Source organism: Streptomyces sp. NPDC043812 (assembly GCF_056436245.1).
Genome location: NZ_JBWKCY010000001.1, coordinates 427,124 through 451,219, shown reverse-complemented (window position 1 = coordinate 451,219; position 24,096 = coordinate 427,124). Strand labels below are relative to the sequence as shown.

Genomic DNA, 24,096 nt, shown 5'->3' with positions numbered 1-24,096 from the left:
CCGTGAACGCCGGCGCGGCCCGTACCCGCCCCCGACCTGCGGGGAGGGTACGGGCCGCGCCCAACCGGCCATTACTGGCCGGTAATTACTTGTGCCTGAATTCACACAGTGCCGGTCGCGGCCACGGCCGCCTGCTCTCCGGTGCCGCGCTCCGTGCCGACCGCGTAGCGCCGGTCCATCGCCTGCTGGAACAGCCGGCCCGCGCGGTACGAGGACCGCACCAGCGGACCCGACATGACGCCGGAGAAGCCGATCTCGTCGGCCTCCTCCTTCAGCTCCACGAACTCCTGCGGCTTCACCCACCGCTCCACCGGGTGGTGGCGCACGGACGGGCGCAGGTACTGCGTGATCGTGATCAGCTCGCAGCCGGCGTCGTGCAAGTGCTGCAGCGCCTCGCTGACCTCCTCGCGGGTCTCGCCCATGCCGAGGATGAGGTTCGACTTGGTCACCAGCCCGTCCTCGCGGGCCTTGGTGATGACCTCGAGGGAGCGCTCGTAACGGAAACCGGGGCGGATCCGCTTGAAGATCCGCGGCACGGTCTCGACGTTGTGCGCGAGCACCTCGGGGCGCGAGGAGAAGACCTCGGCCAGCTGCTCGGGGACCGCGTTGAAGTCGGGGATCAGCAGCTCGACCTTGGTGTGGCCGCCCTCGCGGGCCGCGGTCATCCCGTGGATCTGGCGCACGGTCTCCGCGTACAGCCAGGCGCCACCGTCCTCCAGGTCGTCGCGGGCGACGCCGGTGATGGTGGCGTAGTTCAGGTCCATCGTGACGACGGACTCGCCGACCCGGCGCGGCTCGTCACGGTCGAGCGCCTGCGGCTTGCCGGTGTCGATCTGGCAGAAGTCGCAGCGGCGGGTGCACTGGTCGCCACCGATGAGGAACGTGGCCTCGCGGTCCTCCCAGCACTCGTAGATGTTCGGACAGCCGGCTTCCTGGCACACGGTGTGCAGGCCCTCGCTTTTGACGAGGCTCTGCATCTTCGTGTACTCGGGGCCCATCTTCGCCCGGGTCTTGATCCACTCGGGCTTGCGCTCGATGGGGGTCTGGGCGTTGCGGACCTCCAGGCGCAGCATCTTGCGTCCGTCGGGTGCGACTGCGGACACGACCGGCTCCCTACAGCTTCGATTCTTCGGCGAACACCAGGGTACGCCCGTTAAAAGTGCGGCCTTACGTACGGCCAACCCGTGGCCCGAGGTGCGCATTCCCCGGGCCTGTGGACCATGGCGTCAGGCGGTCACGGGCGCGGTCTCGCGCTCGATCACCCGGGGCCGCGGTTCCGCGCCCTCGAGCACCTCCCGCAGATGCCTCTCCAGCACGGGCAGCACTTCCTCGATCGTGACGTCGCGGCCCAGCTCGTTCGCGAGCGAGGCGACGCCCGCGTCGCGGATGCCGCACGGCACGATCCTGTCGAACCAGGTGTTGTCCGGGTTCACGTTCAGCGCAAAGCCGTGCATCGAGACACCCTTGGCGATCCGGATGCCGATCGCGGCGAGCTTGCGGTCCTCGCGGCGCTGGCCGGCGTTGGACGGCGCGTACTCCGGGCCGTTGAGCCGCGGGTCGAACTCGTCGTCCGTCAGCCTCGGGTCGAAGTCGAGCGACAGCCCTCCCAGGGCCGGACGCTCCTCCACCGGGTCGCCCAGCACCCACACCCCGCTGCGGCCCTCCACCCGGCTCGTTTCCACGCCGAACTCGGCGCAGGTGAGGATCAGCGCGTCCTCCAGCCGCCGCACGTGCGCGATCACGTCCACCGGGCGCGGCAGCTTCAGGATCGGATAACCGACGAGCTGGCCGGGGCCGTGCCAGGTGATCTTCCCGCCGCGGTCCACGTCGATGACGGGAGTGCCGTCCAGCGGGCGCTCGCTGTCCTCCGTGCGCCGCCCCGCCGTGTAGACCGGCGGGTGCTCCAGCAGCAGGCAGGTGTCCGGGATCTCGTCCGCGAAGCGGGCGGCGTGGATCTCGCGCTGCTTCTGCCATGCCTCCTGGTACTCGACGGCGTCGCCGCCGAACCCCAGTCGGACGAACCGCAGCTCACTCACGGCTGTGCCTCCCTCGAACTTCGCCCAGCAGTAATCCGGGCCCACGCCACTGTACGGCGGCCCGGAAACCGGCCGCCGGGCAGGTCGTACCCGTCAGCGCCGCTGTCAGTGCCGCCGTCAATCCTCACACGATCGGATGAATGTGGGGCGAAGGCGGCGGAATGGGCCGGGTGGGCCGCTAAATTCGCGCCGTTCCATGTGGGCTGCTCCCGGCCCGGAAGGCAGGAGACCCGACAGCTGATGACGGAACGAGCCCCCCAGCGCACCCCCAACCGACAGCTCGCCGCGCTCATCGCGGAGGCGGGCTTCTCCCATGCAGGGCTCGCCCGCAGAGTCGACCAGCTCGGCCTCGAGCACGGCCTCGACCTGCGCTACGACAAGACGTCCGTGACGCGGTGGCTGCGCGGCCAGCAGCCACGCGGCACCACCCCGGCACTGATCGCCGAGGTGTTCACCCGCCGGCTCGGACGCCGGCTCTCGGCCCAGGACCTCGGCCTCGACGCCTGCGCGCCGGTCTACGCGGGACTGGAGTTCGCCGCCGCTCCCGAAGAGGCCGTGGACATCGTCAGCGGGCTGTGGCGCAAGGACTCCGGCAGCCATGCGGAACTGCGGAAGATCGCGTTCACCCCGGCCGGGCTCGTGGTGCCGAGCCGGGACTGGCTCATCGGGCGTGCCGACGAACGGGTGGGCAGGGGGGATGCCGCGCACAGCGGCTCGGGCCGCGTCCCTCTCCAGGGCCCCCGCGTCTCGGTGCCCCGGCAGCGCGGGACCGACCGGGGGCCGGGCCAGAAGGTCTCCGGAGGAGACATCGCCGCCCTGCGCTCCGTCGGCGAGCTGTTCCGCGCCCTCGACCACGCCTACGGCGGCGGGCACGCCCGGCAGGCCCTGGTGCGCTATCTGGAGCACGAGGCAGAACCGATGCTGCGCGGCACCTACGGGGAGGTGCTGGGCCGCCGCCTGTTCGGCGCCGCCGCCGACCTGACCCGGCTCGCCGGCTGGACCTCGTACGACATAGCGGCCCACGGCCTCGCCCAGCGCTACTTCGTGCAGGCGCTGCGGCTCTCGCAGGCCGCGGGGGACAGGGCGTACGGCTCCTACGTCCTGGTCACCATGAGCCGCCAGGCGGTCTACCTCGGGCACGGCCGGGAAGCGGTCCAGCTGACCCGCGTCGCGCAGCAGGGCGTGGGCTCGTCCGCGCCGCTGCTGTTGCAGGCCATGCTGAACGCGGCGGAGGCCCGCGGCCACGGAGTGCTCGGCGACGCGCGCGCGTGCAACGCGGCCCTGGCCCGGGCGGAACGGGCCCTGGATGCCGCACGCCCGGGCGACGACGTACCGCCCTGGGCGCGCGTCTTCGACGAGGCACAGCTGGCGGACGAGATCGGGCACTGCCACCGCGATCTCCAGCAGTACCGCTCGGCGGTCCAGCACGCCGAACGCTCGCTCCAACTGCACGCCCCGGCATTCGCCCGCAGCCGCCTGTTCTGCCGGGTGGTCCTGGCCTCGTCCCGCCTGGGCCTGGGCGAACTGGAACTGGCGTGCGCGCTGGGTGCCGAGGCGGCACTGCAGGCGTCGGAGATGCGGTCGGCAAGGGCGTCGGAATACGTCCGCGAGTTCGAACGCCGCCTGGAGCCGTTCCGCGACGCAAGCCCGGTCCGCACCTACCGCGACCGGGTCGCGGCGCTGGGCTGACGGAGCCCCCGGCAGGGCTGACGAAATCAGCCCCGCCGGGGTCGAGGGACATCGCCGAGGGCGTACGCAGGGCCTACCCCCGCGCCCCCCTCACCCGTACCTCCGCCAGCGACAGCGGCTGTGTCCCCGACGCCAACTGCACCCGCACGTGTCGCGCCTCCGTCCCCGCCGGCAGCGCCACCGTCGTCGGGCGCCCCGCCTGCGCCGTGACGTGCACGGCCGTCACCCCCGGCGCCGAGCGGGCCTCGTCCAGCGAGTCCGCCGTGATCGGCGCCCCGGACGCCAGCACCCAGAAGTCCTTCAGCCGGTCCGCGCAGCAGTCCGTGCGGTTCCACACCTCCACCTCGTCGACCCGTGCGCTCGCGCCCAGGTCCACCTGCCACCACGCCTGGTCCGACGGCTCCGCGGTGTGGGTCACCGAGCCGTTGCCGAAGGCGCCGTCCGTGTTGCCGTCCACGGCACGCGACGCGGGCGCGTCCCACGCCGTCGACTTCTGCGCGGCCGGACGGCCTTGAGCCAGGTTCGGCCGCGCGACCGTGACCGTCACCTTCGTCGTCGTGGTGAGCCGGCCGTGCCGCAGCGTGATGTCCAGCGTGTACCTGCCCGGCGCGGTGGAGGCCGACGGGGTGAGCGTGAACGGAACCTTCGCGTCCGCGCCCGGGCCGAGCGGCCCGATGCGCGCCGAGGACGGCGTGACCGTCCAGCCCTCGGGCGCCGTCAGCCGCAGCCGGGTCGAAGGGGCCGTCCGGCGGGCGGTGTTGGTGACCGTGAGGTCACCGTCCGCCGTACGTCCCGGGTTCACCTCGCCGGGCAACTGCGTGCGCGTGCGCACGAGGCTGTTCACGCCCGGCGTGGTCACCTTGAAGACGTACGCGTGTTTCCCCGTCTCCGCCGGTGTCCGCACCACGACCCGGCCCTGCGCGTCCCGCTTCCACCGCAGCGGTCCGGCGTCCGAACCGAGCAGCGTGATCCGCGAGTCCGCGGTGACCGGGGTGTCGGAGCCGAGCGTGAGCTCCTCGCCGGGCCACTTCAGGGCGGTCGCGTACAGGGTGCCGTCCTTGACCGTGTAGCGGATGTCGTCGCCGCCGGACGGCTCCTCCGCGTGGTGCCAGTACGTCGTCCCGTAGATCGCCTCGCCGTTCGTCCGCAGCCACGTCCCCATGTCCAGCAGCCGCTGCCGCTGGATCTCCGGGATCGTGCCGTCGCCCCGCGGGCCCACGTCCAGCAGCAGATTGCCGTTCTTGCTGACGATGTCGACGAGCGAGTCGACGAGCTGGTCGGAGGTCAGATGGTCCTCCTCCGGCTCGTTCTGGTTGTAGCCGTAGGAGTGCGCGATGCCGCGGCTCGCCTCCCACTTGTCGGGGTCGATGTCCGCCTTCACCGTGTACTCGGGCGTCTGGAAGTCGAGTTCGGTCGAGTCCAGCGCACCGGTCTCGATCTTGCAGCGGTTGGCGACCGCGACCTCCTTCGGCCTCGGCCGGTTCTTGGCCTTGTTGTAGTAGTCGGCGAGGACAGGCGCGGTCTTCCAGTACGAGGCGGGCTTCTCCCACTGCCCGTCGCACCAGAGGATGTCGGGGTCGTACTGGTCGATCAGCTCGCTCATCTGCGGAGCCATGTAGTCACCGACGTAGTCGCCGACGGCGGGGGCGCCGGTGTACGGCACAGGGGCGCCGGTGTACGGGTTGGTGGCCGGGCGGCCGGTGTAGGCCGGGTTGTACCACTCGTAGAGCGAGTAGTAGAAGCCCGCCTTGAGCTGCTCGCCCGGGCGGCCCTTGCGGGCCGCCGCGAACAGTTCGCCCGCGAGGTCGCGCTTCGGACCGAGGTCGACGGTGTCGCGCCCCGACACCTTGCTGTCGTACAGGGCGAGTCCCTCGTGGTGCTTGGAGGTGAGCACGAAGTACTTCGCTCCGGCGTCCTTGAACAGCTTCACCCAGTCGTCCGGGTCGTACTTCTCCGCCTTCCACTGCCCGATGAAGTCGTCGTAGTCGGCGTCCGTGCCGTAGGTCTCGCGGTGGTGGGTGTTGGTCGCACTGCCGCGGGAGTTCATGTAGTTCCAGTACCACTCGGCGTAGCTCCCGCGTGGACCCCAGGCGGGCACGGAGTACGCGCCCCAGTGGATGAAGATGCCGAACTTGTCGTCCTCGAACCACCGAGGTGTGGGATGGCTGTTGAGCGAGGGGACGGTGGCTTCGTAGTCCGGTTCGCGTTCCGTGTCGTCGGCGGTGGCCGGCGGGGTCAGGAGCATTGCTGCGCAGGCGGCGATGGCCGCCGCTGTCGCGGTGCGTCTCACGGTGCATCCCTTCGGAAGAGGTCGCGGACCTGGGTGGGGCTCAGCGCCTCGTCCCAGGTGAGGAGTTCGTCGAGATCGCCGCGCAGGCCCGCCTTCTCGGTGCCGAGGGAGCGCAGCGGCAGCGGGACGGACGCCTCGGTGGTGCCGACGGGCTCGCCGTCGGCGTACAGCGTGGTGCGGCCCGGCTCGGCCACCCAGGTCAACTGGGTCCAGCGGTCGAGCGGAAGCGTGTACGGGAAGGAGTGGTCGGCGCTGCCGTACCGCGTGATGCCGACGCGCCCGGTGCCGTACTGCATGAGCTTGAGTGCCCCGGCCTTCGAACTGAGCAGCACCTGGTCGGCGGTGCGGGCGGTGGGGCGTACCCGCACGGACACCGTCCACGGTTCGGCCGCGTCGAGGCCGCCGAAGCCCACGCCGTCGCGGTCGTGGTCGAAGCGCCAGGCACCGCCCTGTGCGCCGCCGCCGGTGACGGGCGTCGGGTTGTTGATGATGTACGACGTGCCGGGCAGGCCGCCCGCCGTGTCCTCGGCGAACAGGGTGTTGCCGGGACTGCCGGCGTACGTCCAGCCGCGCGGGTACGGCGCCGGGTCGAAGGTCCAGTGGTGGCTGGGCCTGCCGTCGTCGCTGCGCGGTGAGGCGGGGGCGGGGTGCAGCCCGGCGGGGTCGCCGACAAGAGCGGCGCGGGCGCGGAAGGCGTCGAGGCCGTCGGGCGTGGGGCCGGCGTTCCAGGCGCGGTCGGCGAGAATGGCGCGGGCGCCGGCCATGTGCTGCTCGAAGTAGCCGTCCCGGGACCAGAAGTTGTAGTCCGCCCAGTTGACGAGGCCGGAGCCGAGCATGTCGGGGGCGGTGCTGGGGGCCCAGGTGTCGTACATCCACGGTTCGTCGGGGTACTTGTGGTGGTAGTTGTTCGGGGTGACGTAGAACGGGCCGATAGCGATCTCGTCGTGGCCGGGGACGGCCGGTTCCGCGCCCGTGCCCTCCCAGGTGATGAAGACGACGCCGGCGTGGACGGTCTGCTGGGGGGCGGTCATGTGCTCGGAGCCGTTGTAGACGGCGGTGCGCCTGCCGTGCGAAGCGACCACGTCGTCAAGGGTGTTGATGTACCGGTTGAGCAAGTCGCCGAGCGTGGTCACGCCGGGGTCGGCGGCCAGGAAATCCTTGACGCGCGGGCATGCGGCCAGCTGCCCGGGGACTTCCTCGGCGCCGATCGAGAACAGCGGCGCGTCGAACCAGCCCGCGAATTCGTCGACAATCGCCTTCGTCTTCCCGATCGCCTTCTCACTGGTCATGTCGATGATCCAGTCGGGGGTCAGGTGCGAGTGCGTGTGGGCGCCGGTGCAGGGGTCGGCGCCCGCACCGAAGCCGATGCCGAACGCCTCGCTGATCACGGTCGCGTGACCGGGGATCTCGAGTCCGGGCATCAGCTGGACGTGGTGCCGGGCGGCGAACGCCTTCAGATGCTCGATGTCGGCCCGGCTGTAGCTGTGCTCCGGGTCGGCGAGGCCGGGGAACTTCGGGCTGTGGAGCCGGAACCCCTCCGATTCGGACAGATGCAGGAAGAGGGTGTTGAGCTTCTGGTCGCCCATCCGGCGGATCAGGTTCTCGAGGTAGGAGATCTGCCAGTACTTGCGGCCCGCGTCGAGGTGCACGAGACGCACGGCCTGGGCCGGCCGGTCGGTGGCGCGGGCACGGGGCAGGGAGCGGTGGTCGGCGTCGGTGGCGCGGAGCAGTTGGAGCAGGGTGCGGGTGCCGTAGAACAGGCCGTGGGTGGAGGCGGCCTCGATCCGTACGGCACCGCTGCTGTCGAAGCGGTACCCCTCGGCGCCGAGGGCGGCTCCAGGGTCGCCGGTCGCGCCGGTGGCTTCCGCCGGGCCTGCGGTGAGGCGGAGGACGATGTCGCCCGCTCTCGGCCGTGCGGTGACCGAGCCGATCCTCGGCGTGAATCCGCTGGTCCTTCTGATCTCACCGCGCAGCTGCTGCGCGAGCTCCTGCACCGACTGGCGGGCGGGACCGGGGAGTTCGGCCCGCCCGGCGGGCAGCGCGGTCAGTGCGCGGGAGCGGGGGTCGAGGAGGATGCGGCTGTTCGGGGTGAGCGAGGTGGTGCCGCCGAGATCGGACCAGCCGGTGGGCCGGGGGACGACGTTCGGGGGTGGCGCCGTGGATGGCGGCGGCTCGGCAGCCGTGGCACCCGATGGAGCGATAGCTCCGATGACTAGGCTGAGAGCGAGGGTGAGAATGGGCGTGAAGCGTCGCACTACTGCCTCCCGGCATCAAGGGACACCGGGAACGTAGTGCTGGGTCAGACCTCTGACAAGAGAGAGGTAGGATGTATCTCTTGGACTTCTCGGCGGGTTCACCCGGCTTTCCGGTTCCGATCCGCGCGCTGCGGCGGCACCCCGGGGTGAGCAGGGTGGGGCGCGGGACGGTGGCGGCCGCCCCGCGCGTCTCAGGCGGCGGACCTCAGCGCCGTCGTTTCGCAGCCCGCCCGGATGCCGAGGTCCCTCAGGACCGAGGCCGCCGCCCTGCGGCCCGAGAACAGCTCGCCCTGCACGGTCGGTGTGTCACGGTGTCCACCGCACACGTACAGACCCGACAGCACTCGCACCGGTCGGCGCAGATCGTACGGCGGCAGCATCACCGGTACCGCCTGGGCGTCGTGATGGACCGCCAGCAACTCCCAGTCGTCCGTCGGTGTGCCGTACAGCGTCGCCAGATGCCGGCGCACCGCCCGGTCCGGATCCGAGGGGAGCACGCCCACGACCGCCGAGGAGATCAGCGCCCGGCCCTCCGGGGCGCGCGACGGGTCGACCTCGCTCATCACCGTCGTGTGCGACACGGGTCCCCTGCGGTCCGCGTCCAGAATCAGCGACGGATCGGTCAACGGCGGTTCGGGCGCCGTGTGGTGCACCACCGTCACCGGGCGGAACGACGGCACCCGCAGTCCCGGCAGCAGTTCGCCCGCCGTCCTCGCATCCGTGGCGACCAGGACGGAACGGCAGCCGATCTCACCGTGCTCCTGTGTCGTGACCCGGTTCACCGAGACGTCCGTGACCCGGACCCCCGTGTGGACGGTGCCTTCCGGCAGACCCCCGGCCAGCCGCTCCGACAGTACCGACGCGCCGCCCGCCGGTACGCACAGCCTGCCGCGCGCGTAACCGCGCAGCACCAGATCCGCGCAGCGGCTGGAGGTGGTCAGCTCCGGGTCGCTCAGCAGCGCGGACAGCAGGGGGCGCAGAAAGCCGTGCACGGTACGGGCCGGGAGGCCGCGTGCGTACAGGGCGTCCGCGGTGGCCCGCTCGGGGCGGGCCAGCACCCGCCGTACCGGCGTGCCCGCGAGCCGTGCCAGCGAGGCTCCCAGCCTCGCCTGGTCGAGCTGCCGTGGCCGAGGGGCGCTCGCGAGGGCGCGCGCAACCGTGAATGCTCCCCCCACGCTCCGGAGTGCGTGGGCCGACGCCCACCGCGTGCTCCCGACCTCGCCGGTCCGCTGCAGCCTTCCGTCGGTGTGCACGAGCACACCGGGTGAGAACAACCGCAGTTCGATGTCCCGGAGCGCGGTGATGCGGCGCAGTTCCGGGTAGGCGGTACTGAGCAACCGGCCGGCGCGGTCGAGCCGGAATCCGTCGATCTGCTCGGTGGCCGTCCGGCCCCCCACGACCGGGGCCGCCTCCAGAACCCTGACCGTCACTCCCGCGCTGATCAGCCGATGAGCCGCCGCGAGCCCGGCGATCCCGGCCCCCACCACGACGACGTCCGCCTGATCCGCCTGATGTCCCTGATGAGCGCTGCTGAGCACGTGCCCCTCCCCGAGGTCGGCGCGGCTGGTGGGGAGCTCATGCCCCCAACAGGCTCGAGAAATACCCGAGTTCGCATCGAGAGACTAGAAAGCCGCACCGCCGTCTGCAGTCGCGCACACCGCGGAGCACCGGGGCGCGGGGGCGCACACACCGCCCGGCGCCCCTGCCCCACCCCCGCGCCCCGCGTGTCGCCCCCGCGCTCTAGCGCAGCGCCGCGCCGATCGCGTCGTCGATGCGGGGGAACGCGAACGAGAAGCCCGACTCCAGCAGCCGTACCGGCAGCGCCCGCTGGCTGCTCAGTACGTCCGACGCCATGTCACCGAGCAGCACGCGCAGCGCCGGCGTCGGGACCGCGAACACCGCCGGGCGGCGCAGTACCCGGCCCATCGCCGCCGTCACCTCACGGTTCGTCACCGGTTCCGGTGCCGTCAGGTTCACCGCGCCGGACAGCGAGTCCGTGTCCAGGATGTGCCGCAGTGCCGCGATCTCGTCGTGCAGGGCGATGAAACTCCAGTACTGCCGGCCACTGCCCAGCCGACCTCCCAGGCCCGCCTTGAACAACGGGAACATCCGGCCCCACGCGCCGCCGTGCCGCGCCACCACCAGGCCGGTACGGGCGAACGCCGTCCGCACACCCGCCTCCTGGGCCGGGGCGGCCGCCTCCTCCCATTCCACACACACGCCCGGCAGGAAGCCGCCGCCCGCCGGCGCGTCCTCGTCCACCGGCCGGTCGCCGGTGTCGCCGTAGTAGCCGACCGCGCTGCCGCTGACCAGGACCCGCGGCGGGACGTCGAGCGCGGCGACGGCCTTGGCGATCGCCGCCGTGCCGAGCACCCGGCTGTCCCGGATCTCCCTGCGGTACGCCGCGGTCCAGCGGTGGTCGCCGATGCCGGCCCCGGCAAGATGCACGACACCGTCGCAGCCCGCCAGACCCGCCAGGTCCACGAACAGCCGGTGCGGATCCCATTCGACCTCGTCCCCGGCCTTCGCCGGATGCCGCACCAGGCGCACCACTTCATGCCCGTCCGTGCGCAGTGAGTGCACGAGAGCCTTGCCGATGAGCCCGCTCGAGCCCGTGACCGCGATCCGCATGAAACACATCCTGCCCCGCAGGTCGCTCGTGGCACAGTGGCGCCATGCCTCAGTCCTTCATACGACCTGCCCGCAGCTCCGACGGACTTGCCCTCGGCGCGCTCGACCACGACACCTGGTCCCCGATGCACGCCGTCCTGCCGAGGCCCGAGCCGGGCCGCAACCCGTTCGCCGAGACCATCGGCCCGGAGGGGATGCTGCTCGCCGAGGACCCCGACGGGACGCTCGTGGGCTACATCCGGGTCGTGCCGCCCACCTCCCTGCCGTGCAATCAGCATGTGCGTCAGATCCAGGGGCTGGCCGTGGCCGAGCGGGCACGTGGCAGGGGCATCGGCCGCGCCCTGCTGCGGGCGGGATGCGACGAGGCACGCAGCCAGGGGGCGACCCGGATCACCCTGCGCGTCCTTGGCCACAACAAACCCGCGCAGGCCCTGTACGAGTCGGAGGGATTCGTGGTCGAGGGGGTGCTCCCCGGGGAGCTGTATCTCCAGGGCACGTACGTGGACGACGTGCTGATGGGCCGCAGCCTCATCGGCTGAGGTCAGCAGCCGTCCTCACAGTGCGCCGAAACGCTCCCACAGCCGTGGGAAGCGAGCCGCCAGTGCCATGTCGTCGTCGAAGTCGAACGGGGTGCCGGCCGGCTCCGCCGCCTGCACGGGGATGCCGAGATCCGGCGAGTCCGCACCGGTCAGCTGCTCGTACGCCTCGTCCGCCGCGTACCCCAGCTCCTCGCCGTCCCCGTCGATGTCCTCGTCGAACTCCTCCAGCAGGTCCGCCAGCGAGTCGGGATCGTGCACCCCACCTTCGAAGACCTCCCGGCCCTGACCGATGAGCCAGCAGCGGAAGTAGTCGAAGGCGTCGTCGCTCGCGCCGCCGAGCAGCACGGCCGCGGCTCCCCACAGATCCCAGGTGTACGCCCTGTTGTAACGGGCCTCGAAGTGACGGGCGAAGTCGAGAACGGAGTCGGGGTCGAGCCGCAGCAGCCGCTCCACGAGCAGCTCGGCATGGTCCTCGGGGTCGCCCTCGGCGGCCTCACGGGTGCTGTCGATGATCTCCCAGAACTCCGTCTCGTCCATCACGGGACAAGCATCGTGGCTGGCGCAGGGCCGCGCACGCGGAGCCGGGAAATGCGGCTGTTTCGAGATGAGCGGCCCACGAGAGCGATGGCGCGCAATGTCGGACAGAAGATGTCGGGATTCCGTGGGACGGTCGGCCCATGACGACGAACGAACCGCTCGAAGGAAAGATCGTACTGGTGGCGGGCGCGACCCGTGGCGCGGGCCGCGCCATCGCCGTGGAGCTCGGCGCGGCGGGTGCCACGGTGTACGTGACGGGGCGCACCACACGTGAGCAGGTCAGCGAAATGGGCCGGCCGGGGGAGACCATCGAGGAGACCGCCGAACTCGTCACCGCCGCCGGCGGCGAGGGAATCGCCGTCCCCACCGACCATCTGAGGGCCGACCAGGTCCGGGCACTGGTCGAGCGCATCGACGGCGACCACGGCCGTCTCGACATCCTCGTCAACGACGTCTGGGGCGGCAACTTCCTCCTCGACTTCGACACCAGGATGTGGGACGTCGACCTGGACCGAGGCCTGCGGATGCTCGACCTGGGTGTGCGGACGCACATCATCACGAGCAGCATCGCGCTGCCCCTGCTCGTCCGCGAACCTGGCGGCCTCGTCATCGAGGTCACCGACGGCACGGCCGAGACCAACCGGGACTTCCGCGAGAACTTCTACTACGACCTCGCCAAGAACGGCCCGATCCGGATGGCGTACAACCTCGGCGAGGAACTGAAGGGCGTCGGCTGTGCGGCGGTGGCGGTCAGCCCCGGCTTCATCCGGTCCGAGGAGATGCTCGACATCTTCGGCCTCACGGAGGAGAACTGGCGCGACGGCATCGCGAAGCAGCCGCACTGGGCGCTGTCCGAGACCCCGGCATACATCGGCCGTGGTGTCGCCGCCCTCGCCGCCGACCCCGAGCGGGCCCGCTGGAACGGCCGCTCGCTGGACAGCGGCGCTCTGGCCAAGGAGTACGGCCTGACGGACACGGACGGAAGCCGCCCGGACGTCTGGTCGTACATGCTGGCGGAGAAGGCGGGCGAGACGCCGGCGCTGGAGGACTACCGCTGACCGGTGTCCGCCGGTCCCGGCCCGTACAGCTCGCGCATCCGCGCCGCCGCCTGCGCACAACGCTCGCGCAGCTCCAGCGGCTCCAGGACCTCCACCTCCGGGCCCAGGGAAAGGAGTTGGGTGTACGCCACGTCCAGGGATTCCACGGGGAGCGTGAGCGTCACCCGGCCCTCGGCGTCCGGAGGTGGCGCAGCCGCGATCGCCTCCTGGGCCGCCGCGCGGTCGGTCACGAAGGGCAGACGGCGGGCGCCCGCCTCCGTGGCCCGCAGGACCACCTCCGCACGGAGGATGGAGCGCGCGAACTGCGCCGCGCGCTCCGCCCAGAAGCCGGGCAGATCGAAGTCCTCGTCCCGGGCGAAGACGTCCCCCTCCCCCTCCACCGACGCGAACCGGTCGATCCGGTACACCCGGAACACCCCGTCCGCGCGGGCACACAGATACCAGACGCCCGCCTTCAGCACGAGGCCGTACGGATCCAACTCCCGCTCCACCTCGGCATCCCGGCGGCGGTACGCCACCCGGATCCGCCGGTCGGACCACACCGCCTCCGCGATCACCGGCAGCAACGGCGGAGTCTTCGGCTCCTGGTACCAGCCGGGCGCGTCCAGATGGAACCGCTGCGCCGCGGAGTCCGAGGCGTCCCGAAGGGAGGGCAGCAGCGCCGCGGACACCTTCAGACGTGCCGCGGACGCCGCGTCCTCGAGGCCCATGTCCCTCAACGCGCCCGGCAGTCCCGACAGGAACAGGGCCTCCGCCTCGTCGCGTCCGAGGCCGGTGAGCCGGGTGCGGTACCCGCCGATGAGCCGGTAGCCGCCGGCCCGGCCCCTGTCCGCGTACACCGGAACTCCGGCCTCCGACAAGGCGAGCGCATCCCGCGTGACGGTCCGCTCGGACACCTCCAGCTCCTGCGCGAGCTCGGCCCCGGTCATGGAGGGCCGCGCCTGCAACAGGAGCACCATCTTGATCAGCCGGGCGGCACGCATGCCCCCATCATGGCGCAGCTCAGGCCAACGGTACCTGGAGCTCCGTCACCCACTTCTGTTTGTCCGGCGGGCACTCGAGACCGACCTCACGGGCGTAGCCGGCCGAACGATGGCCGCCTGCGTCGATCCAGCGGGCCAGGTTCTGCTCCGTGGACATGATGGTGTCCATCGGCCCGCGGTGCACGATCGTCGCCGCCCGCTCGACGGCCGGGAGGTCGACGATCTCGAAGTCCTGGCCGGCGGCCGGATCGGCGGCGACGGTGCACCCGGCGTGCACCAGGACCGCGCCGTCGCCCTCGGGGGCGTCCTCGTAGTAGGCGATGCCCGGTCCGGTCGGCGTGACGCCGGCCGCGTTCAGCCGCGCGAACAGCTCGTCGTACAACGGGTAGATGGCCGGGCCGATGTGCTCGGGTGCGTAACTGGCGGCGACGGCGGACAGTTCGGCGATCCGCACCGCCGGGATGCTCTTGATCATGACGTCCTGGGTGGGCATGCGCCCCTCGCTCTCGATCGACCGGAGCCTCGCCTCGACCTGCGCCAGCCTGGCGGCCGCCGCGGCCATCGACTCCTCCAGCTCCGCCTGCCGCAGCTTGAGCATCCCGCGCAGCTCCTCCGTGGTCACCTTCTCCTCGAGGATCTCCTGCACCTGCTGGAGCGTGAAGCCGAGATCCTTGAGGGCGATGACACGGTTGAGCTCTGCGAGCTGTGCCGCGGTGTAGTGGCGGTACCCGCTGAACGGGTCGGTGTGGGCGGGACGCAGCAGCCCGATGGCGTCGTAGTGACGCAGCATGCGGGCAGATACGCGGCCGTGCCTGGCGAAGTCTCCGATGGTGAACATGACGTCTCCCAGTGCACGGGTTCACACGGTGTCAGGGTCAAGCATCGCCCATGAGGAAACCCCCGGCGGCCGAAGCCACCGGGGGTCATCCGCTCCTCGCGCCTACAGGCCGTAGCGCTCGCGCGCCTCCTTCACGGCCGAGGCAGGGACCTCGCCGCGCTTCGCCAGCTGGGCCAGCGCCGCGACCGTGATCGACTGGGCGTCGACCCCGAAGTGGCGGCGGGCGGCGTCACGCGTGTCCGACAGACCGAAGCCGTCCGTGCCGAGCGACGACCAGTCCTGCTCCACCCACTGGCTGATCTGGTCCGGCACCTGGCGCATCCAGTCGGAGACCGCGAGCACCGGGCCCGGAGCGCCCTCCAGAGCCTGGGCGACGTACGGGGTGCGCTGCTCGCCTCGGAGCAGGGCCTCGTCCGCCTCCAGGGCGTCGCGGCGCAGCTCGCCCCAGGAGGTCGCGGACCACACGTCGGCGGCCACGTTCCAGTCGGCTGCCAGCAGCTCCTGCGCCTGGAGCGCCCAGTGGATCGCCGTACCGGACGCGAGCAGCTGGAGCCGCGGTGCGTCCGCTCCCGCCGAGCCCTCCTTGAAGCGGTACAGGCCCTTGACGATGCCTTCCTCGACGCCCTCCGGCATCGCGGGCTGAACCTTGGGCTCGTTGTAGACGGTGAGGTAGTAGAAGACGTTCTCCGCCTCGGGGCCGTACATCCGGCGCAGACCGTCCTTGACGATCACCGCGATCTCGTACGCGAACGCCGGGTCGTAGTTGAGCGACGCCGGGTTCGTGGACGCGATCAGATGCGAGTGGCCGTCGGCGTGCTGCAGGCCCTCGCCCGTCAGCGTCGTGCGGCCTGCGGTGGCGCCCACGATGAAGCCCTTGCCGAGCTGGTCGGCGAGCTGCCACATCTGGTCGGCAGTGCGCTGCCAGCCGAACATCGAGTAGAAGATGTAGAAGGGGATCATCGGCTCGCCGTGCGTCGCGTACGACGTGGACGCGGCGATGAAGTCCGCCATGGCGCCGGCCTCGGTGATCCCCTCGTTGAGGATCTGGCCGTCCTTGGCCTCCTTGTAGTACATCAGCTGGTCGCGGTCGACCGGCTCGTACGTCTGGCCCAGCGGCGAGTAGATGCCGGCCGAGGGGAACAGCGACTCCATACCGAAGGTACGGGCCTCGTCCGGGACGATCGGGACCCAGCGCCTGCCGGTCTCCTTGTCCCGCATCAGGTCCTTCACCAGGCGGACGAAGGCCATGGTGGTGGCCATCTCCTGCTTGCCGGAGCCCTTGTGCAGGGCCTTGAACGCGCGCTCCTCCGGCTCGGGCAGGGCGACGGCGTGCACCCGGCGGGCCGGGGCGGGGCCGCCGAGGGCCGCGCGGCGCTCCTGGAGGTAGCGGACCTCGGGGGAGTCCGCGCCGGGGTGGCCGTACGGCACCAGGCCGTCCTCGAAGGCGCTGTCCGCGATCGGGAGTCCGAGCAGATCGCGCATGCCCTTGAACTCGTCGGTCGTCAGCTTCTTCATCTGGTGGTTGGCGTTCTTGGACTCGAAGCCCTTGCCGAGCGTGTAGCCCTTCACCGTCTGCGCGAGGATCACGGTCGGCGCGCCCTTGTGCTCGACGGCAGCCTTGTACGCCGCGTACACCTTGCGGGCCTCGTGGCCGCCGCGGGAGGTGTAGAAACACTCGGCGATCTTCGCGTCGGTGAGCAGCTTGGCCAGCTCGACGAGCGCGGGCTCGGCGCCGAAGAAGTGCTCACGGATGTACGCGACGTCGCGGGTCGCGTACGTCTGGAACTGGGCGTCCGGCACCTCGCGGAGGCGGCGGACCAGCGCACCCGTCGTGTCGAGCTGGAACAGCTCGTCCCAGGCGGATCCCCAAAGGGATTTGACGACATTCCAGCCGGCGCCGCGGAACTGGGCCTCCAGCTCCTGCACGATCTTGAAGTTGGCGCGGACCGGGCCGTCGAGACGCTGCAGGTTGCAGTTGATGACGAAGGTCAGGTTGTCCAGCTGCTCGCGCGAGGCGAGGGCGAGTGCCGCGGTCGACTCGGGCTCGTCCATCTCGCCGTCGCCGAGGAACGCCCACACGTGGGAGTGGGAGGTGTCCTTGATCCCGCGGTTGTGCAGGTAGCGGTTGAAGCGCGCCTGGTAGATCGCGGAGAGCGGGCCGAGGCCCATGGAGACGGTGGGGAACTCCCACAGCCAGGGCAGCCGCCGCGGGTGCGGGTACGAGGGGAGGCCGTTGCCGCCGGCCTCCTGGCGGAAGTTGTCGAGCTGCTGCTCGCCGAGGCGGCCGTCGAGGAAGGCGCGGGCGTAGATGCCGGGGGAGGCGTGGCCCTGGATGTAGAGCTGGTCGCCGCTGCCGTCGCCCTCCTTGCCGCGGAAGAAGTGGTTGAAGCCGGTCTCGTAGAGCCAGGCCGCGGAGGCGAAGGTGGCGATGTGGCCGCCGACGCCGTGGCGGGAGCCGCGGGTGACCATGGCGGCCGCGTTCCAGCGGTTCCAGGCGGTGATACGCGCTTCCATCGCCTCGTCGCCGTCGAAGCCGGGCTCGGCGGCGGTCGGGATGGTGTTGACGTAGTCCGTCTCCAGCAGCCGGGGCAGGGCGACGCCGGCCTTCTCGGCGTGCTGGAGGGTGCGGCGCATCAGATACGCGGCGCGGTGCGGGCCTGCATGCTCCGCGACGGCGTCGAGGGACGCCGCCCACTCGGCGGTTTCCTCGGCGTCGCGGTCCGGGAGCTGGTCGAGCTCGCTCGGAAGCTTGCCTACGGGGTCGGTCATGATCGCCGCCTTCCGGACAGGAGGGGGGTGGAGAAAGGGGGTGCCGCGTCTGGCAGGACAGGGCGAAGGGTTGGGTGAACCCGGGGTCGACTGTAAGCCTCTGATCGATGATCGATCAAAGTCTGGGAGAAATTGGCATCCGGTGCCGCAAAAGTGGGCACGCGGTGCCGGGGTGAATGGTGACTTTCCGGACACCCTGACGCGAGCGGTCCGCCCGGCAGGGGGCTGGTGGTGGGTGCGGGTGCCGGGGCCTCCGGAGGGGGATACCCGGACTGCTTTCCGGTACTTGCGCTCCCCTGCTCACGACGCCTTCTTTCCGGACACTCTGCCCGGGCGGGAGGCCGACGGTGGGTGCGGGGGCCGGGGCCTCCGGAGGGGGGTGCCAGTCCCGGACATGCCCCCGGAGCGGCACCCGGACGCCACACCACACGGACCCCGTCACACCCAAGCGCGCACCCGGACGCCGAACCGTCACGCCCTCGCACACGCGCATCACGCCCACGACCCGGCCACGCCCGGCAGCGTGACCCGGTCGCCGCCCGCCCAAGGGCTACGCGCGCGGCGCGCAGCCCAGTACGTGCGCCTTCACCAGCGCGCCGATCTCCGGGTCGCGGCGGCGGAACGCCTCCACCAGGTCCTGGTGCTCCTCCGCGTACGACTTCTGCACCGTGCCCAGCCAGCGGATCGACAACGCCGTGAAGACCTCGATCCCGAGGCCCTCCCAGGTGTGCAGCAGGACGCTGTTGGCCGCGGCCCGGACCAGTTCCCGGTGGAAGGCCACCGTGTGGCGGACCTGCCCCGCGGAGTCGCCCGTCCGGTCCGCCTCGTAGAGCGCCGCCACATGCGGCTCCAGGGCCGAGCAGTCCTCCGCCAGCCGTCCGGCGGCCAGTTCGGCGGCGATCTGCTCCAGGCCCGCCCGGACCGGATAGCTCTCCTCCAGGTCGGCGGCCGTCAGATTCCGCACCCGTACACCCTTGTTGGGCGCCGATTCGATCAGCCGCAGCGACTCCAGCTCGCGCAGCGCCTCGCGCACCGGCGTCTGGGAGACCTCCAGTTCGGTCGCGATACGGCGCTCGACGATCCGTTCTCCCGGCTTCCAGCGGCCGCTGACGATCCCCTCCACGATGTGCTCGCGGATCTGATCGCGCAGCGAGTGGACGACGGGGATGGTCATGGAGCGCTCCTTAAAGCCGCGTTGACCTGTGACCCCTAGACAATACGGCGGCGCCCCCGTCGGGAAGTACTCCCAGCGGGGGCGCCGTCGGTGAGGCTGATTACAGCCGCGTGCCTCAGAGGCCGAGCTCGACCTCGAACTCGCCCGCCTCGAGGATCCCCTTGACAGCCGTCAGGTAGCGGGCGGCGTCGGCGCCGTCCACCAGACGGTGGTCGTAGGAGAGCGCGACGTACGTCATGTCGCGGATCGCGATCGTCTCGCCGAGGTCCGGGTGGTTCACGACCACCGGACGGCGGACCGTGGCACCGATGCCCAGGATGGCGACCTGGTTCGGCGGCACGATGATCGTGTCGAACAGCGCACCGCGCGAACCGGTGTTGCTGATCGTGAAGGTCGCACCGGCAAGGTCGTCCGGCGTGATCTTGCTGGCGCGCACCGCGCCCGCGAGCTCGGCGGTCTTCTTGGCGATACCGGCGAGGTTGAGGTCGCCCGCGCCCTTGATGACCGGCGTCATCAGACCCTTCTCGGAGTCCACGGCGATGCCGACGTTCTCCGAGTCGAAGTACGTGATGGTGCCCTCGGCCTCGTTGATCCGGGCGTTGATGACCGGGTGGGCCTTCAGCGCCTGGGCGGCGGCCTTGACGAAGAACGGCATCGGGGAGAGCTTGACGCCCTCACGTGCCGCGAACGCGTCCTTCGCCCGGGCGCGCAGCTTCATCAGCTTGGTGATGTCCACCTCGACGACCGAGGTGAGCTGGGCCTGGTCGTGCAGCGCCTTCATCATGTTGTCGCCGATGACCTTGCGCATGCGGGTCATCTTGACCGTCTGACCGCGCAGCGGGGACACCTCGAGCTTCGGCGCCTGCGCCGCGGCCGGGGCGGCAGCGGCGGCGGGAGCCGGGGCGGCGGCCTTGGCGGCCTCCGCGGCGGCGATGACGTCCTGCTTGCGGATACGGCCGCCGACGCCGGTGCCCTTGACCGATCCCAGGTCGACACCGTTCTCGGCGGCGAGCTTGCGGACCAGCGGGGTCACGTACGCGTCGCTCGCCTCGACGGCGGCGGGAGCGGCGGGAGCCGGAGCAGCGGCGGCCGGAGCCGGAGCAGCCGGAGCCGGAGCGGGGGCCGCGGGGGCGGCAGGAGCCGGGGCGGCAGGCGCGGGAGCCGGAGCCGGAGCAGCCGGGGCCGGAGCCGCGGCAGGAGCCGGAGCGGCAGCCGGGGCCGCGGCCGGAGCCGCACCCTTCGCGCCGATGACGGCCAGCTTGGCGCCGACCTCGGCGGTCTCGTCCTCGCCGACCACGATCTCCAGCAGCACACCGGCGGCCGGGGCGGGGATCTCGGTGTCGACCTTGTCGGTGGAGACCTCGAGCAGCGGCTCGTCCTCGGCGACCTCTTCGCCGACCTGCTTCAGCCAGCGGGTGACGGTGCCCTCGGTGACGCTCTCGCCGAGCGCGGGCAGGACGACGTCGGTGCCGGACGCTTCGCCGGCCGGGGCCGCGGGGGCCTCGGCGGCAGGCTCGGGAGCCGGGGCCGCCGGAGCCTCCTGGGCCTCCTGGGCCGGGGCTGCGGGGGCCTCGGCCTGAGCCGGGGCGGGGGCCGCAGCCGGCGCACCGCTGCCGTCGTCGATGACGGCCAGCTCGGCGCCGACCTCGACGGTCTCGTCCTCGGCGACCTTGATGGAGGCCAGGACACCGGCGGCCGGGGCCGGGATCTCGGTGTCGACCTTGTCGGTGGAGACCTCGAGCAGCGGCTCGTCGGCCTCGACGCGCTCGCCCTCGGCCTTCAGCCAGCGGGTGACGGTGCCTTCGGTGACGCTCTCGCCGAGCGCCGGAAGGGTTACGGAAACCGCCATGGTTTCAGTTGCTCCTTACGAATGGTGCGGAAGTGGTCGTCGCGCCCGGACTGATCAGTCGTGGGAGTGCAGCGGCTTGCCGGCCAGGGCCAGGTGGGCCTCGCCGAGGGCCTCGCTCTGCGTCGGGTGTGCGTGGATGAGCTGCGCGACCTCGGCCGGCAGAGCCTCCCAGTTGTAGATCAGCTGCGCTTCGCCGACCTGCTCGCCCATACGGTCACCGACCATGTGGACGCCGACCACGGCACCGTCCTTGACCTGGACGAGCTTGATCTCGCCCGCGGTCTTGAGGATCTTGCTCTTGCCGTTGCCCGCGAGGTTGTACTTCAGGGCGACGACCTTGTCCGCACCGTAGATCTCCTTGGCCTTGGCCTCGGTGATACCGACGGAGGCGACCTCGGGGTGGCAGTACGTCACCCGCGGCACGCCGTCGTAGTCGATCGGGACGGTCTTGAGACCGGCCAGCCGCTCCGCAACCAGAATGCCCTCGGCGAAGCCGACGTGCGCGAGCTGGAGGGTCGGGACCAGGTCACCGACCGCGGAGACGGTGGGCACGTTGGTCTGCATGTACTCGTTGACCAGGACGTAGCCGCGGTCCATCGCGACGCCCTGCTCCTCGTAGCCGATGCCCTGCGAGACCGGGCCGCGGCCGATGGCGACCAGCAGCACCTCGGCCTCGAAGGTCTTGCCGTCGGCGAGGGTGACGCGCACACCGTTCTCGGTGTACTCGGCCTTCTCGAAGAAGGTACCCAGGTTGAACTTGATGCCGCGCTTGCGGAACGCGCGCTCAAGAAGCTTCGAAGAGTTCTCGTCCTCGACCGGGACCAGGTGCTTGAGGCCCTCGATGACGGTGACGTCGGTACCGAAGGACTTCCACGCCGAGGCGAACTCGACGCCGATGACGCCGCCGCCGAGGATGATCGCGGACTGCGGGACACGGTCCAACTTCAGCGCGTGGTCCGAGGAGATGATGCGGTTGCCGTCGATGTCCAGGCCCGGCAGGGACTTCGGCACGGAGCCGGTCGCCAGCAGGACGTGGCGGCCCTGCACACGCTGGCCGTTGACGTCGACGGAGGTGGGGGAGGACAGCCGGCCCTCGCCCTCGATGTAGGTCACCTTGCGGGAGGCGACCAGACCCTGCAGGCCCTTGTAGAGGCCGGAGATCACGTCGTCCTTGTACTTGTGGACGCCGGCGATGTCGATGCCCTCGAAGGAGGTCTTGACACCGAACTGGTCGGCCTCACGAGCCTGGTCCGCGATCTCACCGGCGTGCAGCAGTGCCTTGGTGGGGATGCAGCCGTTGTGCAGGCAGGTGCCGCCGAGCTTGTTCTTTTCGATCAGTGCGACGTCCAGGCCCAGCTGAGCTCCGCGCAGCGCCGCAGCGTAACCGCCGCTACCGCCACCGAGGATCACTAGGTCGAAAACGGTGCTGGCGTCGTTCGCCACGTCACGTCCTCCATGCATGTGCGCCGTTCGCCGGTCGTCGATGACCGGGCGGCGGCTGGTGTTCGGCCGCTTAGTCTTCGGCCCTGTGGTGGGGGCCCTGTCCTGCCGAGAACCCATCTTTGCACTTGTTGCCGGGAGGCGGGACGCGGGGCCGGGGCTTGAGATGGTGAGCTTGAGCGCTTTTACGGGTTACCGGGTCGTAGCCAACGCCCGGAAGCGGGGCGTTGTTCCCGGGGGCGGTGAGGCTGCGGGTGCGGCCTCACCGGCGGGGGTGCGCGCCGCAGGAGCAACGCGCACCCACCAGGGGGCCGGGGATGCTAGCCCAGGTCGCCCGCCGCCGTGCGCTCCGCCAGCTTCACGAGCGTGCGGATCGCCGAACCCGTGCCACCCTTCGGCGTGTAACCGAACGGTGCGCCCTCGTGGAACGCCGGGCCCGCGATGTCCAGGTGGGCCCAGGTGATGCCCTCGCCGACGAACTCCTTCAGGAACAGGCCGGCAACCAGGCCGCCGCCCATCCGCTCGCCCATGTTCGCGATGTCCGCGGTCGGCGAGTCCATGCCCTTGCGCAGCTCGGCGGGCAGCGGCATCGGCCAGGACGCCTCGCCGACCTCCTCGGCGATCTCGTGGATCGAGGTGCGGAACGCGTCGTCGTTGGCCATGATGCCGAACGTGCGGTTGCCCAGCGCCAGCACCATCGCACCGGTGAGCGTCGCCACGTCGACGATCGCGTCCGGGTTCTCCTCCGACGCCTTCGTCAGTGCGTCGGCGAGCACCAGCCGGCCCTCGGCGTCGGTGTTGAGCACCTCCACCGTCTTGCCGCTGTACATGCGCAGCACGTCGCCGGGGCGGGTCGCCGAGCCCGACGGCATGTTCTCGGCGAGCGCCAGCCAGCCGGTGACGTTCGCCTCCACGCCGAGGCGGGCGGCCGCGACGACCGCCGCGAACACGGCGGCGGCGCCGCTCATGTCGCACTTCATCGTCTCGTTGTGGCCGGCCGGCTTGAGGGAGATGCCGCCCGAGTCGTAGGTGATGCCCTTGCCGACCAGCGCCAGGTGCTTGGCGTCCTTGGAGTGCGTGTAGGAGAGCTTCACCAGGCGCGGCGGGTTCTGCGAGCCCTGGCCGACGCCGAGGATGCCGCCGAAGCCGCCCTTCAGCAGCGCCTTCTCGTCCAGCACCTGCACCTTGATGCCGTGCTCCTTGCCGGCGGCGGAGGCCACGGCGGCGAAGGCCTCGGGGGTGAGGTCGTTCGGCGGGGTGTTGATCAGGTCGCGGGCGCGGTTGATCTCCTCGGTGAGCGCGGTCGCGCGCTCCGCTGCGGCCTTGAACGCCTTGTCGCGCGGCTTCGCGCCGAGCAGCGCCACCTCGGCCAGCGGCTTCCTGCCGTTCTCGTCGGCCTTCCCCTGGTAGGCGGTGAAGGCGTACGCGCCGAGCAGGGCGCCCTCCGCGATGGCCTCCGCGTCCTCGACGGCCTCTATCGGCAGCGCGAACGCGGCCTTCTTCGCACCGGTCAGCGCGCGGGCCGCGGTACCGGCCGCGCGGCGCAGGGCCTCGGGGTCGTACGCCTCGTCCTGCTCGGGCACCGGGCCGAGGCCGACCGCCAGAACCACCGGAGCCTTGAAACCGGACGGGGCGGGAAGCTTGGTCACCTCGCCCTCGCCACCACTCGCGCCGAGGGTCTCCAGGACGGTGGCGAGCTTTCCGTCGAACGCCTGGTCCACGGCCTCTGCGCCCGGCGCGACGACCGGGCCCTTGGCGCCCTTGGCCACACCGACGACGACGGCGTCGGCGCGCAGCGTCGCCGCGCCGGCAGTGCTGAGAGTGAGAGCAGTCACGGTGGTGAAATCTCGCTTCCGTTGAGTTCCGGGGCCGCGGGGCCGTGAGGCCGTTGGCCGTCGCACGCGATGGATCCGCATCCCATGCCGCACCAGAGCCTACGCGCGGTCATCCGTCTCGCTCACGGCGGCGGCGATTCACTCGTCCGTGGTGTCTCTTTCATGTTTGGCCC

General features: G+C 71.2%; 17 protein-coding genes. 3 read left to right on the top strand and 14 right to left on the bottom strand.

Annotated features, from left to right (window positions below; genetic code table 11):
* Positions 1–101: 101 nt before the first annotated feature.
* Together lipA and lipB are read right to left on the bottom strand one after the other, a co-directional pair.
* Positions 102–1,103 (bottom strand): lipoyl synthase, encoded by a 1,002-nt coding sequence (gene lipA / locus AC067Z_RS02070; RefSeq protein ID WP_478787465.1) that lies wholly within the window; start codon positions 1,101–1,103, stop codon positions 102–104.
* 123 nt (positions 1,104–1,226) lie between these two features.
* Positions 1,227–2,036: a lipoyl(octanoyl) transferase LipB gene (lipB, locus tag AC067Z_RS02065; RefSeq protein WP_478787464.1), complete on the bottom strand. Its 810-nt coding sequence runs from the start codon at positions 2,034–2,036 to the stop codon at positions 1,227–1,229.
* A gap of 240 nt (positions 2,037–2,276) precedes the next feature.
* Between lipB and AC067Z_RS02060 the strand changes: the two genes are divergently transcribed.
* Positions 2,277–3,725 carry a regulator gene (locus AC067Z_RS02060; RefSeq protein ID WP_478787463.1) on the top strand — a complete coding sequence of 483 codons (1,449 nt, stop codon included), beginning with the start codon at positions 2,277–2,279 and terminating at the stop codon, positions 3,723–3,725.
* Positions 3,726–3,798: 73 nt separating this feature from the next.
* On the opposite strand, the gene AC067Z_RS02055 is transcribed toward AC067Z_RS02060, so the two are convergent.
* The 4 genes from AC067Z_RS02055 to AC067Z_RS02040 form a co-directional block, all read right to left on the bottom strand.
* Entirely contained in the window at positions 3,799–6,015 is a 2,217-nt protein-coding gene (locus AC067Z_RS02055; protein ID WP_478787462.1) for an alpha-L-fucosidase, read from the bottom strand.
* Positions 6,012–8,270, bottom strand: coding sequence for a family 20 glycosylhydrolase (locus tag AC067Z_RS02050; protein ID WP_478787461.1), 2,259 nt, complete (start codon positions 8,268–8,270; stop codon positions 6,012–6,014). Before AC067Z_RS02050 ends, AC067Z_RS02055 begins: the two co-directional genes overlap by 4 nt.
* A 191-nt stretch (positions 8,271–8,461) precedes the next feature.
* Complete coding sequence (locus AC067Z_RS02045) at positions 8,462–9,808, bottom strand: NAD(P)/FAD-dependent oxidoreductase (RefSeq protein ID WP_478787460.1); 1,347 nt, start codon at positions 9,806–9,808, stop codon at positions 8,462–8,464.
* A gap of 202 nt (positions 9,809–10,010) precedes the next feature.
* Positions 10,011–10,910, bottom strand: coding sequence for a TIGR01777 family oxidoreductase (locus AC067Z_RS02040; protein ID WP_478787459.1), 900 nt, complete (start codon positions 10,908–10,910; stop codon positions 10,011–10,013).
* A gap of 35 nt (positions 10,911–10,945) precedes the next feature.
* Between AC067Z_RS02040 and AC067Z_RS02035 the strand changes: the two genes are divergently transcribed.
* Positions 10,946–11,440 carry an N-acetyltransferase family protein gene (locus AC067Z_RS02035; protein WP_478787458.1) on the top strand — a complete coding sequence of 165 codons (495 nt, stop codon included), beginning with the start codon at positions 10,946–10,948 and terminating at the stop codon, positions 11,438–11,440.
* 15 nt (positions 11,441–11,455) lie between these two features.
* Here the strand turns inward: AC067Z_RS02035 and AC067Z_RS02030 are convergent, their stop codons facing one another.
* On the bottom strand, positions 11,456–11,977 hold the full coding sequence (locus AC067Z_RS02030) for a DUF4240 domain-containing protein (protein ID WP_478787593.1): 522 nt from the start codon (positions 11,975–11,977) through the stop codon (positions 11,456–11,458).
* A 140-nt stretch (positions 11,978–12,117) separates the two neighbouring features.
* Here AC067Z_RS02030 and AC067Z_RS02025 point away from each other — a divergent pair, with 140 nt between their 5' ends.
* Entirely contained in the window at positions 12,118–13,035 is a 918-nt protein-coding gene (locus tag AC067Z_RS02025; protein ID WP_478787457.1) for an SDR family oxidoreductase, read from the top strand.
* On the opposite strand, the gene AC067Z_RS02020 is transcribed toward AC067Z_RS02025, so the two are convergent.
* The 7 genes from AC067Z_RS02020 to AC067Z_RS01990 all read right to left on the bottom strand — a co-directional run bounded on the left by AC067Z_RS02020 (position 13,026) and on the right by AC067Z_RS01990 (position 23,923).
* The gene (locus AC067Z_RS02020) at positions 13,026–14,018 is read right to left on the bottom strand and encodes a helix-turn-helix transcriptional regulator (protein ID WP_478787456.1); all 993 of its coding nucleotides are present in this window, start codon (positions 14,016–14,018) and stop codon (positions 13,026–13,028) included. The genes AC067Z_RS02025 and AC067Z_RS02020 overlap by 10 nt on opposite strands.
* A 19-nt stretch (positions 14,019–14,037) precedes the next feature.
* Entirely contained in the window at positions 14,038–14,856 is an 819-nt protein-coding gene (locus AC067Z_RS02015; RefSeq protein ID WP_478787455.1) for a MerR family transcriptional regulator, read from the bottom strand.
* Between the two features lie 102 nt (positions 14,857–14,958).
* Entirely contained in the window at positions 14,959–17,625 is a 2,667-nt protein-coding gene (gene aceE / locus AC067Z_RS02010; protein WP_478787454.1) for a pyruvate dehydrogenase (acetyl-transferring), homodimeric type, read from the bottom strand.
* 550 nt (positions 17,626–18,175) lie between these two features.
* Entirely contained in the window at positions 18,176–18,799 is a 624-nt protein-coding gene (locus AC067Z_RS02005) for a GntR family transcriptional regulator (protein WP_478787453.1), read from the bottom strand.
* A gap of 115 nt (positions 18,800–18,914) precedes the next feature.
* Positions 18,915–20,648 carry a 2-oxoglutarate dehydrogenase, E2 component, dihydrolipoamide succinyltransferase gene (gene sucB, locus AC067Z_RS02000; protein ID WP_478787452.1) on the bottom strand — a complete coding sequence of 578 codons (1,734 nt, stop codon included), beginning with the start codon at positions 20,646–20,648 and terminating at the stop codon, positions 18,915–18,917.
* 54 nt (positions 20,649–20,702) lie between these two features.
* Entirely contained in the window at positions 20,703–22,091 is a 1,389-nt protein-coding gene (gene lpdA / locus AC067Z_RS01995; RefSeq protein ID WP_478787451.1) for a dihydrolipoyl dehydrogenase, read from the bottom strand.
* 317 nt (positions 22,092–22,408) lie between these two features.
* On the bottom strand, positions 22,409–23,923 hold the full coding sequence (locus AC067Z_RS01990) for a leucyl aminopeptidase (RefSeq protein ID WP_478787450.1): 1,515 nt from the start codon (positions 23,921–23,923) through the stop codon (positions 22,409–22,411).
* Positions 23,924–24,096 lie beyond the last annotated feature (173 nt).